The organism is Pseudomonadota bacterium, assembly GCA_026390555.1.
GTDB lineage: Bacteria > Bdellovibrionota_C > UBA2361 > UBA2361 > OMII01 > OMII01.
In genome coordinates this window covers 51,366-67,252 of sequence record JAPLFS010000074.1, presented here as the reverse complement: position 1 = coordinate 67,252, position 15,887 = coordinate 51,366, and the positions used below count along the sequence as shown (strand labels likewise).

Sequence of the window (15,887 nt, the reverse complement as noted above, 5' to 3'; positions counted from 1 at the left end):
CGGCCAAAAAACGCCCGTGTTAAAAGGGTAGTGATCCTTGGGCTCGATGGATTAGATCCAAAGTTGCTTGAGGGCTACCTAGCGCAGGGCAAGCTGCCACACTTTCAAAAGTTAAAGGAGCAGGGTGGCTATGCACGCCTAGGAACAACGTTGCCCGCACTTTCACCTGTTGCTTGGTCGACCTTTCAGACCGGAGTAAACCCAGGTGCGCACAATATCTTCGATTTTCTTACCCGTGATAAGCGCTTTTGTCTTCCGGAGCTCTCAGCGGTAAAAACAGAGGTGACCCGCAAGGAGCTTAAGATCGGACCCTTTACTATTCCACGTACCAGTTCGAAGGTGCGGTTAATGCGGCGTTCGCAACCGTTCTGGAAGCTACTCGGTGCGCGCAATATTACGGCGAACATTATCCGTGTTCCGATCTCGTACCCACCTGAAAAATTCCAGGGCAATATCCTCTCGGCCATGTGTACCCCCGATCTGCGCGGCACACAGGGCACCTTCATGCTCTTTACAACCCGTAGTAACCACAAAGCCTCTGCGGGTAGCGACTCAACAGGGGGCGAGGTGCGCACAGTTGTGCGATCAGGAAACTTGATTACCTGCGAACTTGAGGGGCCGCCAGATCCGGATGGAAAGAGTGGTAACCTTAAGGCGCAGTTTTGCGTTAAGATCTTGAGCGCAGAGCGTGCAGAGGTAACGTTAGCAGGGGTACGAGAAGAGCTAACCATTAATACCTTCTCGCCCTGGATACCGGTCGTATTTAGGGTTGGGCGCAAAAAGGTGCAGGGCATCGTGCGCCTATGTATCCGTGAGATGGATGAGCACGTTACGATCTATGCCTCGCCGATTAACGTCGATCCAGCAAAGCCGGTACTTCCAATCGCCTCTCCGTTACTGTTTTCAAGTTGGCTTGCCAAACGTCAGGGTAGTTTCGGAACTTTAGGACTACTTGAGGATACCTGGGGGCGTAACGAACTCGCCCTTGATGATCAACGCTTCCTTGATCAGGCCTGGCTCTCGCACGGTGAGCGAAGGAAGATGTTCTTTGAGACCTTGCGCCGCACCCGTGAGGGCATCTGCATATGCGTTTTTGATGCTAGTGATCGTATTCAGCATATGTTTTGGCGCTATATCGATCCAAAGCATCCTGCCCCCCGAGAGAACGTTGAGAAGTTTGCTAATGTTATCCCCGAGATGTATCAAAAGATGGACGCCCTGGTCGGAGAGACGGTGGCGGAGCTTGGGCCAAACGTTCTCCTGATGGTTCTAAGTGATCACGGCTTCTCCTCCTTTAGACGGTGTATCAATCTGAATACCTGGCTCTACGAGAACGGCTATTTGGCCCTTAAGGTTGATAAACCGCAGGGACTGGATTACTTGCAGGAGGTTGACTGGACCCGTACCAAGGCCTTTGCAATCGGTCTCTCCGGTATCTACGCGAATAAGCGTGGCCGTGAGCGCTTCGGAATTCTAACCGAGGAGCAGGGCGAGATTATTAAGGGTGAGATTATAGCAAAGCTTGAGGGGCTTCTGGATCCTATCGATGGAGCAGTTTCTATCAAACGGGTCTATGATACCAGAAAGGCCTACAGGGGGCTCTATACTAGCGAGGCGCCCGATCTGATCGTTGGGTATAATCCTGGCTATCGTGTCTCGTGGGATTCAATCACCGGCACCGTAGAGCCGCAGGTATTCTCTGATAATCTCAAAGCCTGGAGTGGGGATCACCATATCGATCCGCAGGAGGTGCCAGGTATCCTGTTCGTGAATAGAGCGTTAAGGGTCGATACGCCAAATATCATCGACATAGCCCCAACCACCCTAGATCTCTTCGGCATTAAACCACCCAGCTATATGGAGGGGCGGGTGGTTGTGTAGCTATTGGATCTTGCGGTCGGTCCTAAAAGTTGAAACGTAACTAGTCACCATGTTTTACTGTTGTACTCGTTAATGCTTATAGGAGGCGGTCTTTGTACGCCCTCACCCTTTCTTGTTGTCCCCTGATCGGGGACGATATATTTTGTGACTAGTTAATATTATCACCCCCGATTTGCTCTGCAAATCGACCCCTGAGGGGTTGGTACAGAGTTCCTACGTGTGCAATCGTCCTTAGTTTATTCTGACTAGTTACGTTGAAACTAAGACTCAAACGAAACCAGCACGGCACCACTTGGTACCTCTTGATCCTTTGATACGTGAATTTTGCTGACGATCCCGCCACGAGGTGACCTGATCGGATTCTCCATCTTCATCGCCTCTATTACGAGCAGCATATCGCCCTTCTGCACGGTCTGACCCTCCTTAACCTTTATCTCGGAGACGATGCCGGGCAGAGGTGTACGCAGCTCTTTAATGGTGGATGAGGCAGACTGCGCCGTATTAACGTCGGTACTAGTAGCGCGCGGGCTTTTGAGCAGCGGTGCTACCGAAACCGAGTACTCAACATCATCAACGGCAAAGGAGAGCGTGCTTCCATGCCTAGAGCGTAGGGCAACAAGGTAACTCTTGCCCTGAACTGAAATGGAGTAAGTACTCATTGAATCTCGGCCCTCTCAATCCCTTCAAGCAGGCCGGTCTGGTGCCAGATCGAGCGAACTGCTTCAGAACAGCATAAAATTCTTCCATCGGGAGCCACAGAGAGCTCGCCAGCAGGCAGGATGTTTGTTAGCGCCGCAGCTATGGCACATACGGTTGCAGGAGATAGGGCCGTAGCTTGATCAAACGATCCGAACACAAATGTAATCCCCGTATGTGAAAGGGGGGGCGGTAGTGGTGGTCGCAGCTCGATGTTATTCATGCTCTCCTAATTCATGCGCTCCTATCAGGCGCTTTTAGAGGGGAATATTGCCGTGTTTTTTCTTCGGGTTAGATTGTCTCTTGGTTGAGAGGAGCGAGAAGGCCTCGATTACCCTAGTGCGTGTCTCGCGGGGACGTATGACAGCATCGATAAATCCGAGCTCTGCAGCCTCCCACGGGTTAGCGAATTTATCCCTATATTCACGAACTAGCTGCGCGCGACGCTCCGGCGCATCTCCGGTAAGCGCGGCATCCTCCAGCTCCTTACGGAATATAATATTTACGGCCCCCTCAGAGCCCATCACCGCGATCTCGGCGCTCGGGTAGGCGAAGTTCATATCGGCGCGGATATGCTTAGAGGCCATCACGTCGTAGGCCCCGCCATAAGCTTTGCGTGTAATCACAGTGACCTTCGGTACGGTTGCCTCAGCGAATGCGTAGAGCAGCTTCGCCCCGTGTCGAATTATGCCGCCGTGCTCCTGCTGTACGCCGGGCAGAAAACCGGGAACATCGACAAGCGTTAGGAGTGGCACATTAAAGGCATCACAGAAGCGTACGAAACGGGCAGCTTTGGTACTGGCGTTTATATCCAGACAGCCGGCTAGTACCGAGGGTTGATTGGCAACAACGCCGACTGAACGGCCGTTCAGTCGGATAAATCCGATCACGATATTTTGAGCAAAGGTCGGTTGTATCTCGAAGAATTCGTGCGAATCGGCGATCGAATGAATTAGCGCCTTAATATCATAGGGGAGGTTCGGCTGAGCCGGAATCAGGGTATCGAGCGCAGCATCCTCGCGTGTCGCCAGATCTCCAGACATGACGAGAGCAGCCTGGTCTAGATTGTTCTGCGGGATAAAGGAGAGCAGCTCCCTACAGCGGTCGAGGCAATCCTGATCGCTCTCAGCCTCAAGGTGCGCGATTCCACTGATATTGGAGTGCGTATCTGCGCCTCCAAGCAGCTCCTTTGAAACCTCCTCCTTCGTTACGGTCTTAATAACGTCGGGGCCGGTGATGAACATGTGGCTTGAGCCCTTCACCATCAGTACAAAGTCGGTAATAGCTGGGGAGTAAACAGCACCCCCCGCACAGGGCCCCATAATTAGTGAAAGTTGGGGCACCACACCGGAGAGTAGGGTGTTTCTAAGAAAGATATCTGCATAGCCCCCAAGGCTCTCGACCCCCTCCTGGATGCGCGCTCCACCAGAATCGTTTAAGCCGATAATCGGACACCCGATCCGTTCCGCAAGGTCCATAATCTTGACGACCTTTTTGGCGTGCATGGCGGCTAGTGATCCGCCAAAAACGGTAAAGTCCTGGGCAAATACGCACACGACTCGACCGTTAATGAGTCCTGTGCCTGTAATGACACCGTCTCCAAAATAACGCTTGTCTGCCAATCCGAAGTTGTTAGAGCGGTGCGTAACGAACTTATCGAGCTCAGAGAACGACCCGGGATCAACTAGGTAGTTAATCCGCTCACGAGCGGTGAGCTTCCCCCCCTGGTGCTGCTTTGCTACCCGCTCAGCGCCACCACCCTGTTCTGCTTGCGCATCTCTGCGCGCTAATTCGTCGTTTGTATCCATACTATTGAGGGATACTAGCACGAGAATAGGAGTGGGGAAGGGGGGATATAAAGCGTAGGGGGTCTAGGTAGCTAAATTCTCCGCTTTACTAACCTTAACTCAGAAGGGTATCGTTTTAGTGTGAAAAACAGCTATCGGATATTAAACACCCTCCTAAAACTTGTTACGCCTGCTCTTTTACTGGCGTGTTCAACAACTACGACGACGGTGCGCCCACCGGAGGAGTTTGAGGAGCAGGCGTTCAAGGCTATGTCCTCATTTTACTGTGAATATAAGCGCTGGCCGGAAAACTGGCAGGAGTTTCAGGAGTTCGTAACGTCAGTCGGGCTGGGCGAGACGGTTGGGGCTGACTTTCCATCGGCTTCACTTGAGTCACCCCGTGCTATCATAACCACCCTCGACTATCAAAACATGCTTGGAAGTCCGCGCAAGGTCTCCTTTATCGCGCCGCCACAATGCGAGAAAACTAAAGATCCGGAGCAGGTCGTGATGTGCGGAGGGCGTGTGACATTTCGGCTGCCGCAGGGCTTTTCGTTAATGGGTGGGGTTGCGGTTAAGGAACGGTGGCGGGCGCCCCCATATCCAGATGCAGCTTGGCGTGGCCAAAGTGGTGGCTACATCATAGCCTTCCGATTCGGTGAGGTGCTGGTTGATCGAGGGGCGATAGCTGACTTCAAGGAGACCCTGGAGGCAGCTTATGAGACCTCGATCCCTGGTCTAAAATGGGTACAGAGAGAGGTTGTTGAACAGAACAACCTTCCCCTTCTACTACATGAATTTGAAAGCAACTCCTCGCGGGGTAGGTTGGCTACCATAGTTCTGTCAGCATCGTTTGATGGAAAGCTACTCTCAATCAATGTGGTCGGACCGGTAGAGGGGCGTAGTAAGGTAGAGGAACTGGCGAGGCTGGTTACCACATCTTTGCGTCTGAATTAAATCATAAGGCCTGATAGAGCATGAATCAAAAAGATCAGCCGCGCCGTACCTCATCGGGTATGGAGATTAAGGATGTGTATAGCTCGCAGAGTGTTGCGGCTGGTGATGGATCCAAGCCGGGAGAGTTTCCATTCACCCGCGGAATTCATCACTCCATGTATAGGGGCAAGCTCTGGACGATGCGGCAGTACGCTGGCTTTGGTTCGGCCAAAGACACTAATAGCCGTTATCACTTTTTGCTTAAGCAGGGCATTACGGGACTAAGTGTAGCCTTTGATCTTCCTACTCAGATGGGGCGCGATCCGGACCATGCGTTGTCACGTGGAGAGGTGGGACGGGTCGGAGTTTCAATTACCTCTGTGGACGATATGGAGCAGCTCTTTGAGGGCATACCGCTGGAGGATGTTTCGATCTCAATGACGATTAATTCAACGGCAGCGATATTGCTGGCGTTTTTGCTAGTTGTTGCAGAGCGGCGCGCTGTTTCGTGGGGTGCGCTTAGGGGCACCACTCAAAACGATATCCTTAAGGAGTACGTGGCGCGTGGGACCTACATCTATCCGCCCCGTCCTGCTATGCGAATTGTAACGGATCTCGTTGCATTCTGCGCCAAAAACGTGCCGCAGTGGAACACCGTAAGCGTCTCCGGGTACCATATCCGCGAAGCTGGCAGCACAGCGGTGGAGGAGGTCGCCTTTACCCTGGCTGATGGGATCGCCTATATCCAGGCTGCTATTGATAGAGGACTTGCGGTTGATGATATTGCCCCGCGCATCTCTTTCTTCTTTAACTGTCATAATAACTTTCTTGAAGAGGTAGCGAAATTTAGGGCCGCACGCCGCCTCTGGGCCAGCATCGTTAAGGAGCGCTTTCAGGCAAAGGATGCCAGGTCAATGATGATGCGCTTTCATACGCAGACCGCTGGAAGCTCGCTAACTGCGCAGCAACCCCAAAATAATATAGTCCGCACGACGATCCAGGCCCTGGCAGCGGTGTTTGGAGGGACGCAGTCGCTCCATACGAACGGATTCGACGAGGCGCTTGGATTGCCGACCGAGGAGAGCGCTCAGATCGCCCTCAGAACCCAGCAGATAGTGGCCGAGGAGTCTGGGGTGGCACTCTCTGCCGATCCGTTGGGGGGAAGTTACCTAATTGAAGCGTGGACCGATTGGATCGAGGTAGAGGCACGGGCTCGTATCGCCAAGATCGACGCATTAGGGGGCATGCTGGCAGCTATAGAGCAGCGTTATCCTCAGGGTGAGATAGAGAACTCCTCCTATGCGGAGCAACGCTCCATTGAGCAGGGGTATACGCGCGTCGTGGGGGTGAATATCCATGCTAATGACACCGAACAGGCGCCTCCCATACTTAAGATTAATCCTGCAGTTGAGCATGAGCAGTGCCAAAGGGTTGCGGCACTCAGAGCGGGGCGCAACCAGGCGCTTGCAACAGAGAGCCTAGCAGCGTTAACGCGAGCTGCCGCCGCAGAGGGGGAGGTTGTATCTTTCATCCTTGAGTGCGCGCGTAGCTCCTGTACAGTTGGTGAGATCTCGGATGCTATGCGTGCGGTTTTTGGGGAGTATCAGGGTTAACCGGTATCGGAGCGGGAGCAGGTAACGGGAAGCGGTTCACGTTCCCGCGCAGGGGTTTTCCATCTAATGTACCCACACTTATCGGTGAGGACCCGTAATTATATAATGAAGGTGCACAATAACACTTGAACAGCTAGGTTGAGTCGTCTAACCTAAAAGCTTATTCGACTTATGTTGAGAACTAAGCGATATAGTGGTTGAGTAATAGAGTAATGATAGGGTATAGAGTGGCCGGATTTAACTCGGCTCATGAATAGGATAGTTTTATGAAGAAGAAAGATCTTGATACCTTAAAAGGGATACTTGAAGAGGAGAAGAAGCGCATTCAACGCCACCTCGATGACCTTAGCGATGAGTCGGTTGAGGAGCTTGAAGGTGCCAGCGGCGACACGGTTGATATCGCAGCGCTCGAAATTAATCAAAATTCGATCCTAAAGATCGGAAAGCGAGAACTCAATCACCTCAAGAAGATCGATGCTGCGCTTATAAAGTTTGCGGATAACACATACGGAGAGTGCGAGAACTGTGGTGAGCATATAGCAGTTGCCCGTCTTATGGCTCGACCTGTTGCGCAACTTTGTATCGACTGTAAGACAGCTGAGGAGAACGAGGAGCGTCGCTATTCAGATCGTAGTGCAGATGATGATGGCGATGGATTCCCAGATGAGGGTGACGACCTGTAGGAACTGATTACGCGTTAAGTACGGATTCAAGCTCCGCAAAGAATTCGCATCCAGACACTATTAGATTATCTACAAATAGATCTCCCGTATATTTTGCAGTCAATTTCTGCGAGTCGTTATCATATGCATAGTGACCGATCACGGCACCTGCTTCGCGCGCTATAAGACAACCTGCCGCCCCGTCCCAGGGCATCAGGGTCTCTTCGTAGTAGGCATCAAGTCGTCCACACGCAACCCAGCAAATATCGAGCGATGCTGCGCCAAGCCTGCGGATATCGCGGCAGCGAATTAGTACGCGCTCAAGACGGGCGCAGATATTCGCAGCGTTAGAGCGCTTGTAAGGGAATCCTGTCGATACCAGTGCGTCAGCTAAGCTCTTTGTGTCAGCTACATTAATTTTGAGCCCGTTGCAGAAAGCGCCCCCACCTTTGACAGCCGTGAAAACCTCAGCCAGGAAGGGTGCTGCAACCACACCAACCTGTACGATCCCATCGAACGCAAATGCTATAGATATTCCGACCTGAAAATGTCCATGAGCATAGTTCGTAGTTCCATCTATAGGGTCGATTACCCAGAGTGGGCCAACTCCGTACTGCTCTGGGGTGTGCCCCTGAGCCGACTCCTCTGCCAGTATCTTATGGTCTGGAAAGTGCTCCAGAATTGTCTCGATAATAGCCTTCTCGGCTGCGAGATCGGCTGTGGTAACGAGGTTGCGCGCATCCTTAAAAGAGACAGCAACTGTCAGCGAAGCGCGCTGCTCTCGTGCTATGGTAGCTGCGCGTTCGGCGGCTTTAAGGGCAACATTAAGGATCTCACTATTTGCAGGAGCGTTCTTTGTGGTCACGGTTATATGCATCCTTTCGGGCTGGAGTGAATTAAAGAACAAGGTTATCGTAAGGCCTGCTCCTAATAAGTAGCTTTAGCAAGCTCCACTGTGCGAGAAAGTATGTCAGAGAACACAAGGTTGGACAAATCGTTAACACCACGCACCAGGGAATTTGCACTCTCATGTGTACGTGGACTCTTTACGCAGCAGGCCCTGGCCAAGATTAACCTGCGGCTTAAGGTTGTTGGAAGGCGCGAGGATGGGTATCACCTTCTAAGCATGTTCAATTGCAATACCGATCTAAGCGATCAGATTGAGCTAACCCTCTCGGAGTCCCCGCAGGTAATTTTGCAGATTGAGCCGCACGGAATCTTAAATGAGCCACCCGCGTCTAACCTAGCTGTGCGGGCTTTTCATGCATTCTGGCAGGCATTTGATCTTGAATCTGCGCCGGTTGGAGTCACCATTACTATTCGTAAACGTATTCCGATCGGTAGCGGTCTTGGTGGGGGGAGTAGCGATGCTGCCGCGGTATTGCGCATCTTGGCGGATAATTTCCAGACATTTTTATGCGTAGAGCTCGGACTCTCTGAGGAGAGCTTTCGCGAGAGTATCGTTAAGACCGCGCTCTCTTGCGGAGCTGATGTACCGTACTCACTGTACGGCGGAGCGTGCTGGGTGCGCGGCATAGGTGAGCGTGTACTGCCGCTGGTAGGTGTAACGCAATGGCCCGGGGAGGTGCTGATAGTTGTTCCGCCAACGCCGGTTCCGACCAGGGCCTTTTATAACTACTATAGAGAGCGTCACCCTATTATTCCCTCTGCGAGCGATGTGGCCATGGAGAGCTTCTCTCGTCACCCAGTTAAGGAGCTGCGGGAGCTTATTGAAAACGACTTTGAGCGTGATGTGGTCGCATTTGTGCCGGAGGTGGGCGAGACTTTAAAGGCAGTACGCAGGCTCTTTCCTGAGGGTAGTTCAATCACGGGCTCCGGTTGCGCCATCTTTGCCCTGACCGAGAGGCGCGAGCTGGGGCGCATTGAGGAGCTAGTTAAAGAGCTAACTCCCCGTGGCGTCTCGGTACATAGGGCTAGCATGATAGAAACGCAGCTTGTCGCGTAGCTCCTAAAATTACGACAACTTAGCGAGCCCACCCTTGCCAAAGTGCCCTAGTTGTTCTACTCAACTCTCATTGGATGATGCCCGGTCGCCAAGTGGTAAGGCAGCGGACTTTGATTCCGCCATACGCAGGTTCGACCCCTGCCCGGGCAACCAGTATGCAGTATCGCCTCTCCAAATTAGAAATAGGGAAACCCCTCGACTTAAGGAGCCTTTGTGTCTCGACCACTTCTAGTCTTCTCTGGGCGCTCAAATCCTAATTTTGCTAACGCAGTTGCAACAACGCTCGGGGTTAACCTCGGGGAGCTTGAAGTTGTTCAGTTTAGCGACGGCGAGCTGTCGGTTGAGATCGGCGATAACGTACGGGGAGGGGATGTCTTCGTTATGCAGAGCACCTGCACCCCAGGTAACGATCATTTGATGGAGCTCCTGATTATAATCGATGCGCTTAAGCGTTCCTCTGCAGGGCGCATCACGGCGGCACTACCATACTTTGGCTACGCCCGGCAGGATCGAAAGATAAAGCCCCGTGTGCCGATTACAGCAAAATTAGTGGCTGATATGATCACGACTGCCGGTGCCGATAGGGTTCTGACGATGGATCTTCACGCTGGGCAGATGATGGGATTCTTCGATATTCCGGTTGATAATTTGTATGCGTTGCCGATCATGGTGCCGTACATTAAATCTAAATACGGAAGCAGCGGAGTTACGATCGTATCCCCCGATGTTGGTGGATTGGAGCGTGCCCGATTCTTGGCAACTCGACTTGATAACACGCCACTGGCGGTGATCGATAAACGGCGTGCTGGCCCAAACCGAGTTGATTCAATGAGCGTAGTGGGAGAGGTAGCGGGAGATATCTGCATTATCGTGGATGACATCGCCGATACCGGTGGAACGTTGCTTAAGGCTGCTGAAACCCTGCTCAAGGCGGGGGCGAAGAAGGTCATAGCGTGTTGTGTGCACCCGGTTCTTTCGGGGGATGCCCGCCAACTGCTTAACGACTCAGCTATTGAGGAGGTGATCGTCACCGATACGATTCCGCACAATAAGGGCGCTGCTGGCGATAAAGTTACGGTCCTTTCGGTAGCGCCACTCTTTGCTGAGGCGATCCGTCGTATTCACTCAGATGATTCGGTAAGTAGCCTGTTCCGCTAGTAATTACACTTGGTTGACGAGGCGACTGAGAGCTTTGAGTGGCCCCGTATTGGCCCTAAAGACAAGCCCCTAAGGGGGTCGATTTACTCCGCAAATCGGGGGTGATAGTTACGCATACCAGCTCTTTACCTGCACGGGGGCTTCTGATAACGTCGCCGTTCCATTTTTACTAAGGAAGTTATAGCCGTGGAAAATTTTACAATTCAAGTTTCTGAGAGATTACAGCTCGGTAAAGGCGCTGCCAACCGTAGCCGCAAGCAGGGGTTAATTCCTGGAGTTGCCTACCACCGACATGACACGCCTACAGCAGTGCAGGTTCCGTTTAAGGAATTTACCCTTCTTGCACAGAAGGCGCGTCTTTCTCAGGTCTTTACCTTCAAGAGTGATTCGCCTCTTCTTGATGGCAAGGTAGCGATAGTAAAGGAGATTCAACAGGACTACCTAAAGGGTATAGTTATCCATGTTGACTTTCAGACACTCAAGGATGATGAGCAGATCTCAGTTGATGTTCCTATTAAGATAGTAGGCGACGCCCCGGGCGTAAAGGTACAGAAGGGTATTCTGGCTGTTGTTACGCACGAGATCTCGGTGCGCTGTTTCCCAAGGAATATTCCATCAGTTGTTGAGGTAGATATTACCGCACTCGGCTTGGGCCAATCGATTCACGCTGAGCAGCTAATCTTAAACGCAGGGGTAACGCTCACAGACGATCCTCAAAAGACGATCGTAAGCGTTATTATTCCTCGTGCTATTGAGGAGGAAGCTAAGCCAAGTGCAGCGGGTGCGCTAGCGACAGCAGGTGCTGCAGCGGCTCCAGCGGCAGCAGGTGCTGCAGCAGGTGCAAAGGCTCCAGCTGGTAAGGCTGCAGCTGGTAAGGCTCCGGCTGGCAAGGCTCCATCAAAGTAAGCACTGGAGTATAGCCGTGAGTGTTGGATATCTCACCGTCGTTGGACTTGGGAATCCTGGCGCTAAGTACGCATCTACCCGTCATAATATCGGCTTCGCCGTTGCTGATCTCTTACGCGCTTCATCAGGCGCAGTGTCTCCTGATGAGTTGCATTCAAGATTTGGGACCCATGCAAGAGCAGCGCTTAGTGGCGATCTAGCCGATAATGGTTGGCAGGAGCGGGCGGGGCGACTTGAGAGTACGGCCACCCTGATCGATTGGGAGTCTGCCCTGATCAAGCCTCAGACCTTTATGAACCGTAGCGGAGAGCCGCTGCAAAGCTTTCTCTCCTTTCGTAAAATACCGATCTCTCAGGTGATAGTCGTCCATGATGAGATCGACCTGCCGCTCGGCGTTGTCCGGGTTAAGATTGATGGTGGGGAGGGTGGACACAACGGGCTTCGTTCGATCTCTACCGTATGTGGGGGTAGAAACTATGCGCGGGTGCGCGTAGGCATAGGCAAGCCCCCCCCGGGGAGCCCACTTGCCCAGGATGATGAGGGTATCGCAACCTGGGTTTTAAGCCGTTTTTCACGTGAAGAGGGTCCATTTGTTGAGGAATTGGTTATTAAGGCTGCGGCCGCGGTCGTTCTCCTTGCACGCGAAGGGCTGCGGGCCGCCCAAAATAGGTTTAATGGTTAGCTGATTGGTAACTTATTGATCCGCTGATCGTTAACTTCTCCCTACATCGGTTGTGTTTTTATCCTAATCTGATAGACTTGAGCGGCTTTTAAGGGCGAATGGCCGCTATTCGTCGAGAGGTTCTCTCGCATGGCAATCGCCTGGAAAGCTGACAGAAATTAGGTTCGCAGATTTAGTTAATTAAAGAATATAGTATAGGTGCCTCATGGAAGTTCGCCGTTATGAGTCGGTGGTGGTGTTTAACCCCCGTTTAACCGACTCTCAGATTAAAGATGAGATCAAGAAGGTTGAGGGTATCCTCGCATCAAACAAAGCGAAGATTACAACAGTTGATCAGTGGGGCAAGAAAGAGGCTGCATTTAGCTTTAACAAGCAGCGTTTCGGCTACTATGTTGTATTCAACTACGAGGCTTCTAATCATGAGGCTCCAAATGCTCTTCAGTCGGTTCTTCGTATTACAGAGTCGGTGCAGAAGTTTCAGACGCACCTGATTAAGAGCACAACTCGTAAGTTCAAGGGCAATCCTAAGCGTCTTACGGAGCCTCGTAGGGAATCGGATGATTTCGATTCATCCTCGGATTCATTTTATTAAATTCTAGTCTGCCCATAGCCTGGTGCAAAGTTTAGAAGGAATTACGGTCATGCAAATAATTTTACGCGAAGATTTTCTCTCACTCGGTTATATCGGCGACACGGTAAGTGTTAAGCGCGGCTTTGCCCGTAACTTTCTCATCCCGCGTGGATTGGCAGTTGAGGCTTCGCAGACTAACGATCGATTGCTCAAGCACAAGCTCAGCGTGATCCTAGCAAAGCGCCTTAAGAAGAAGCTCGAGGCTGAGCAGTTTGGAAATATCCTAAAGCAGGTTGTAGTTGAGTTCACACTTAAGGTAGGCGCTAAGGGCAAGAGCTTTGGAGTTGTTACTAGTAAGGATATCGAAGCTTCACTAAAGGTCTTAGGCTATCAGGTTGATAGGCGTCAGATCCGCTTGGTTGATGCAATTAAATCTTCCGGTCTTCATACTGTAGAGGTAAAGCTTCATTCAGAGGTTTCAATCCCTCTTCAGATCAAAGTTATCGCAGCACAACTGGCTGCTCCGGTTGTTAGTGCAGAGGAAGGGGAGACTGGTAAGGGTCGACGCAGGGGTCGTAAAATGGCCGCAGCTGAGGATGCCTTTGACGGAGATAGCGAGGCTGCCGCTCAGACAGACCAGTCGGTTGAGAGCGAGTCCGCTGAGTAGCTCTATCCGCTCGAATCTTCCTGAGTAGCTAGGCTTCGCATCCGTATATGCACGGGTGCATGGACGTGCTACTGCGAAGGGGAACGCCAGATGTCAGGCTCACAAGCCTTAGAAGTTAATGCTGATACTCAAACCAAGCAGGGTGCTTTAAGCGCTCGATCAAGACTGCGTTCAAAGTGGGCCTTGATAGGTGGTTTCTGTGTTGCCTTTATCGCTGCATATCTTGGACTGCTGTGTATAGCTTCATTTTTTGCAGCGGGGCGCTCCTCCTTTGGTGAATCTGGAGGGGCCGTGCTAGATGATGTATTCGACGGCGCCTTAATAGTAAATGCCCCAGGAATTGCTCTGCGTGTGCTGCATGCGCCGTCACTCAATCCTAGTAGTACAACCGATTTTCTCTTTTATGTCTGGTTTAAATTACGCGAGCCGCTCGACAAAGAGGAGCGTGCCTCATTAGTTGCTAAGTACGATCCGCAGAGCAAAGTGCGTAACGGATATGGGATCTCGTTGGCCGGTGGTCCTGATGGTGTTCGTCCGCAGGTCTATTGGCAGGATAAGTTAGGACAGGGACGTTGGTATACCTTTGCGGCTACGCAGATTAAAGCGCAGCAGTGGTATCTACTAGCTCTGAGCATGCGCGAACATAAATTCTTAGGGCTACACCTGGCGGCACTAGCGGATAAGGGCAAGCCCATAGTGTTGGGGGGCTACAGCATAGAATCCTCTGAGCTCCCAGATACAAGTGCGGATCTTCTGGTGGGAGCATTCAGCTCAAGCAAATTTCGTGGTCGCATAGGGCCATTTGGAATTATTCAGTCACGGGGGTTCTCTGATGATCTTAGCTCATTTATCCGTACGATGGCGCAACAGCCGTTGGTCCTTCCTGATTCAGTTACTCCAGAACAGGTAGCACTATGGGCTTCTCCTAAAAAAGATAGAGGAGCAATGGCTCTAACTATTCAACCCGGTAAGGTTGGACATGAGCAGCGTAAAATAAGGTAACTATTCCCAGAATCAGGCCGTGTGAATAGTTATCTAATCGCAGCTCGCTACATTTTGGGGAATATTCTTGAGTAGAGCCTCAAGACGCTTCTTGCGCGCTGCCTTGTCACTAGTCAGGGACTCAAGACCCCGAGGGGTTCTGGTGTAGAGTCGATTAAATAAAGCGTTAATCTTATTTTTATCTACCTTGATAGTGCGACACGATGCCACCACAACCTGGCAGGTGTACGTATTGTAGTAAGTAGAGATCTGCTGCGTAATGGCAGCGAGGACCTCTGATCCACGCTTGGTGATAAAGCGACTGTTAGCTCGATTTTGTTTCGATGGTTTGCTAGTAGCAATTCTGTTGGTCTTAGTAATTTGACTGACAATTACCTTGTTCGTGTAGATCGTAATCTCATTTAGCGCTATCTCGTCAGTTGGAGTGCAGAGTTCGCTATCTCCTCGATCTGCACATATTTCAAGTTGTCCGTCGATAATAGCCTGCTCGCCAAGAAAGTTCCATGTGCCAGCATATGTGCCTGTGCTGGTTGCAAAAGCTGAGAGCTCTCTTGCAAACCCATTCTTACCGATGGCGAAGAGCGTTTCAGGTGCCGGGGCTGGGTTAGGATTGTCGGTAGGTGAGAAAATCTGATTGAGCTTGCTGTAAATAAGAGGAACCTCTATTTGGACGCCGTCCGGCAGGCCTGGAATCGAGCTAGTTGTATTCTCGTATGGGAAGAACGCCAGCTCTATAGCATCGTTTCGCAGAACTCGACAAACGGGGCCGTCGAGACGAACGTTTCTCTGCATCGGTATAATTACAGGGCTGCGTTCGGCAAGGCTCGCACCAGATTCAAGTATATCGGTAAAGGATACCGCGGCTACTCCCCCTAAATTGGCTGGCAAACCAGAGGTGATCTTGTACTCATTTTTTTCTTTCAGGATAACAGCGAAGGCTCCAAGCTCGTCGGTTGTTACAACGTCTCCGTTAATGTCGAGCGGCATGTAGGCTAGCGGAGTTAAATCGATCTGCGCAGATCCGAAAACGTTAACATCGCGGTTAATCGGAGTATCCGTAAATGTTGCGGTAGCAGTTGCTGTCGGTGTGATAGTACTGGTCGGCGTAACGGTAGGAGTCGATGTCGGTGTATTGGTTAGAGTTGCAGTTGGGGTTGTCGTTGGAGTAGAGGTCGGCGTATTAGTTGGCGTAACTGTGGGAGTTGTTGTTGAAGTATTAATTGGAGTAGATGTTGGAGTTAATGTTGGGGTTGATGTCGGAGTGTTAGTGGGAGTTGTCGTTGGCGTTATTGTTGGTGTGTTAGTTGGAGTAGTGGTTGGCGTATCCGTTGGAGTATTCGTTGAAGTATAGGTTGGTGTT

General features: G+C 51.5%; 17 protein-coding genes and 1 tRNA gene. 13 read left to right on the top strand and 5 right to left on the bottom strand.

Going from position 1 to position 15,887, the window contains the following annotated elements:
* A partial coding sequence (locus NTV65_10530; protein ID MCX6115630.1) for an alkaline phosphatase family protein occupies positions 1 to 1,881 on the top strand: 1,881 nt, incomplete at its 5' end.
* Between the two features lie 260 nt (positions 1,882 to 2,141).
* Here the strand turns inward: NTV65_10530 and NTV65_10525 are convergent.
* The 3 genes from NTV65_10525 to NTV65_10515 are packed head-to-tail and all read right to left on the bottom strand — an operon-like array spanning position 2,142 to position 4,385.
* Positions 2,142 to 2,540 (bottom strand): acetyl-CoA carboxylase biotin carboxyl carrier protein subunit, encoded by a 399-nt coding sequence (locus tag NTV65_10525; protein MCX6115629.1) that lies wholly within the window; start codon positions 2,538 to 2,540, stop codon positions 2,142 to 2,144.
* Complete coding sequence (locus NTV65_10520; protein MCX6115628.1) at positions 2,537 to 2,800, bottom strand: hypothetical protein; 264 nt, start codon at positions 2,798 to 2,800, stop codon at positions 2,537 to 2,539. Before NTV65_10520 ends, NTV65_10525 begins: the two co-directional genes overlap by 4 nt.
* 34 nt (positions 2,801 to 2,834) lie before the next feature.
* The gene (locus NTV65_10515; protein ID MCX6115627.1) at positions 2,835 to 4,385 is read right to left on the bottom strand and encodes an acyl-CoA carboxylase subunit beta; all 1,551 of its coding nucleotides are present in this window, start codon (positions 4,383 to 4,385) and stop codon (positions 2,835 to 2,837) included.
* 120 nt (positions 4,386 to 4,505) lie between these two features.
* Between NTV65_10515 and NTV65_10510 the strand changes: the two genes are divergently transcribed.
* From NTV65_10510 to NTV65_10500, 3 genes are all read left to right on the top strand, one after another.
* Complete coding sequence (locus NTV65_10510; GenBank protein ID MCX6115626.1) at positions 4,506 to 5,321, top strand: hypothetical protein; 816 nt, start codon at positions 4,506 to 4,508, stop codon at positions 5,319 to 5,321.
* A 20-nt stretch (positions 5,322 to 5,341) separates the two neighbouring features.
* Entirely contained in the window at positions 5,342 to 6,913 is a 1,572-nt protein-coding gene (locus NTV65_10505; protein MCX6115625.1) for a methylmalonyl-CoA mutase family protein, read from the top strand.
* Positions 6,914 to 7,179: 266 nt separating this feature from the next.
* Positions 7,180 to 7,596 carry a TraR/DksA C4-type zinc finger protein gene (locus tag NTV65_10500; GenBank protein ID MCX6115624.1) on the top strand — a complete coding sequence of 139 codons (417 nt, stop codon included), beginning with the start codon at positions 7,180 to 7,182 and terminating at the stop codon, positions 7,594 to 7,596.
* Positions 7,597 to 7,603: 7 nt separating this feature from the next.
* On the opposite strand, the gene NTV65_10495 is transcribed toward NTV65_10500, so the two are convergent.
* On the bottom strand, positions 7,604 to 8,440 hold the full coding sequence (locus NTV65_10495) for an inositol monophosphatase family protein (GenBank protein MCX6115623.1): 837 nt from the start codon (positions 8,438 to 8,440) through the stop codon (positions 7,604 to 7,606).
* Positions 8,441 to 8,542: 102 nt separating this feature from the next.
* Between NTV65_10495 and NTV65_10490 the strand changes: the two genes are divergently transcribed.
* The 8 genes from NTV65_10490 to NTV65_10455 all read left to right on the top strand — a co-directional run bounded on the left by NTV65_10490 (position 8,543) and on the right by NTV65_10455 (position 14,527).
* A complete protein-coding gene (locus NTV65_10490; protein MCX6115622.1) occupies positions 8,543 to 9,541 on the top strand; it encodes a hypothetical protein in 999 nt (332 codons plus the stop codon).
* A gap of 78 nt (positions 9,542 to 9,619) precedes the next feature.
* Positions 9,620 to 9,694 (top strand) — tRNA-Gln (locus NTV65_10485).
* A 60-nt stretch (positions 9,695 to 9,754) separates the two neighbouring features.
* Positions 9,755 to 10,699 (top strand): ribose-phosphate pyrophosphokinase, encoded by a 945-nt coding sequence (locus NTV65_10480; protein ID MCX6115621.1) that lies wholly within the window; start codon positions 9,755 to 9,757, stop codon positions 10,697 to 10,699.
* 186 nt (positions 10,700 to 10,885) lie between these two features.
* The gene (locus NTV65_10475; protein ID MCX6115620.1) at positions 10,886 to 11,605 is read left to right on the top strand and encodes a 50S ribosomal protein L25; all 720 of its coding nucleotides are present in this window, start codon (positions 10,886 to 10,888) and stop codon (positions 11,603 to 11,605) included.
* 16 nt (positions 11,606 to 11,621) lie between these two features.
* Entirely contained in the window at positions 11,622 to 12,287 is a 666-nt protein-coding gene (pth, locus tag NTV65_10470; protein MCX6115619.1) for an aminoacyl-tRNA hydrolase, read from the top strand.
* Between the two features lie 205 nt (positions 12,288 to 12,492).
* Positions 12,493 to 12,879 (top strand): 30S ribosomal protein S6, encoded by a 387-nt coding sequence (rpsF, locus tag NTV65_10465; protein MCX6115618.1) that lies wholly within the window; start codon positions 12,493 to 12,495, stop codon positions 12,877 to 12,879.
* Between the two features lie 49 nt (positions 12,880 to 12,928).
* Positions 12,929 to 13,525 (top strand): 50S ribosomal protein L9, encoded by a 597-nt coding sequence (rplI, locus tag NTV65_10460; GenBank protein ID MCX6115617.1) that lies wholly within the window; start codon positions 12,929 to 12,931, stop codon positions 13,523 to 13,525.
* Between the two features lie 90 nt (positions 13,526 to 13,615).
* Complete coding sequence (locus NTV65_10455; protein MCX6115616.1) at positions 13,616 to 14,527, top strand: hypothetical protein; 912 nt, start codon at positions 13,616 to 13,618, stop codon at positions 14,525 to 14,527.
* A gap of 33 nt (positions 14,528 to 14,560) precedes the next feature.
* On the opposite strand, the gene NTV65_10450 is transcribed toward NTV65_10455, so the two are convergent.
* Positions 14,561 to 15,514 carry a hypothetical protein gene (locus tag NTV65_10450; GenBank protein ID MCX6115615.1) on the bottom strand — a complete coding sequence of 318 codons (954 nt, stop codon included), beginning with the start codon at positions 15,512 to 15,514 and terminating at the stop codon, positions 14,561 to 14,563.
* Between the two features lie 100 nt (positions 15,515 to 15,614).
* Between NTV65_10450 and NTV65_10445 the strand changes: the two genes are divergently transcribed.
* The gene (locus NTV65_10445; GenBank protein MCX6115614.1) at positions 15,615 to 15,878 is read left to right on the top strand and encodes a hypothetical protein; all 264 of its coding nucleotides are present in this window, start codon (positions 15,615 to 15,617) and stop codon (positions 15,876 to 15,878) included.
* Positions 15,879 to 15,887 lie beyond the last annotated feature (9 nt).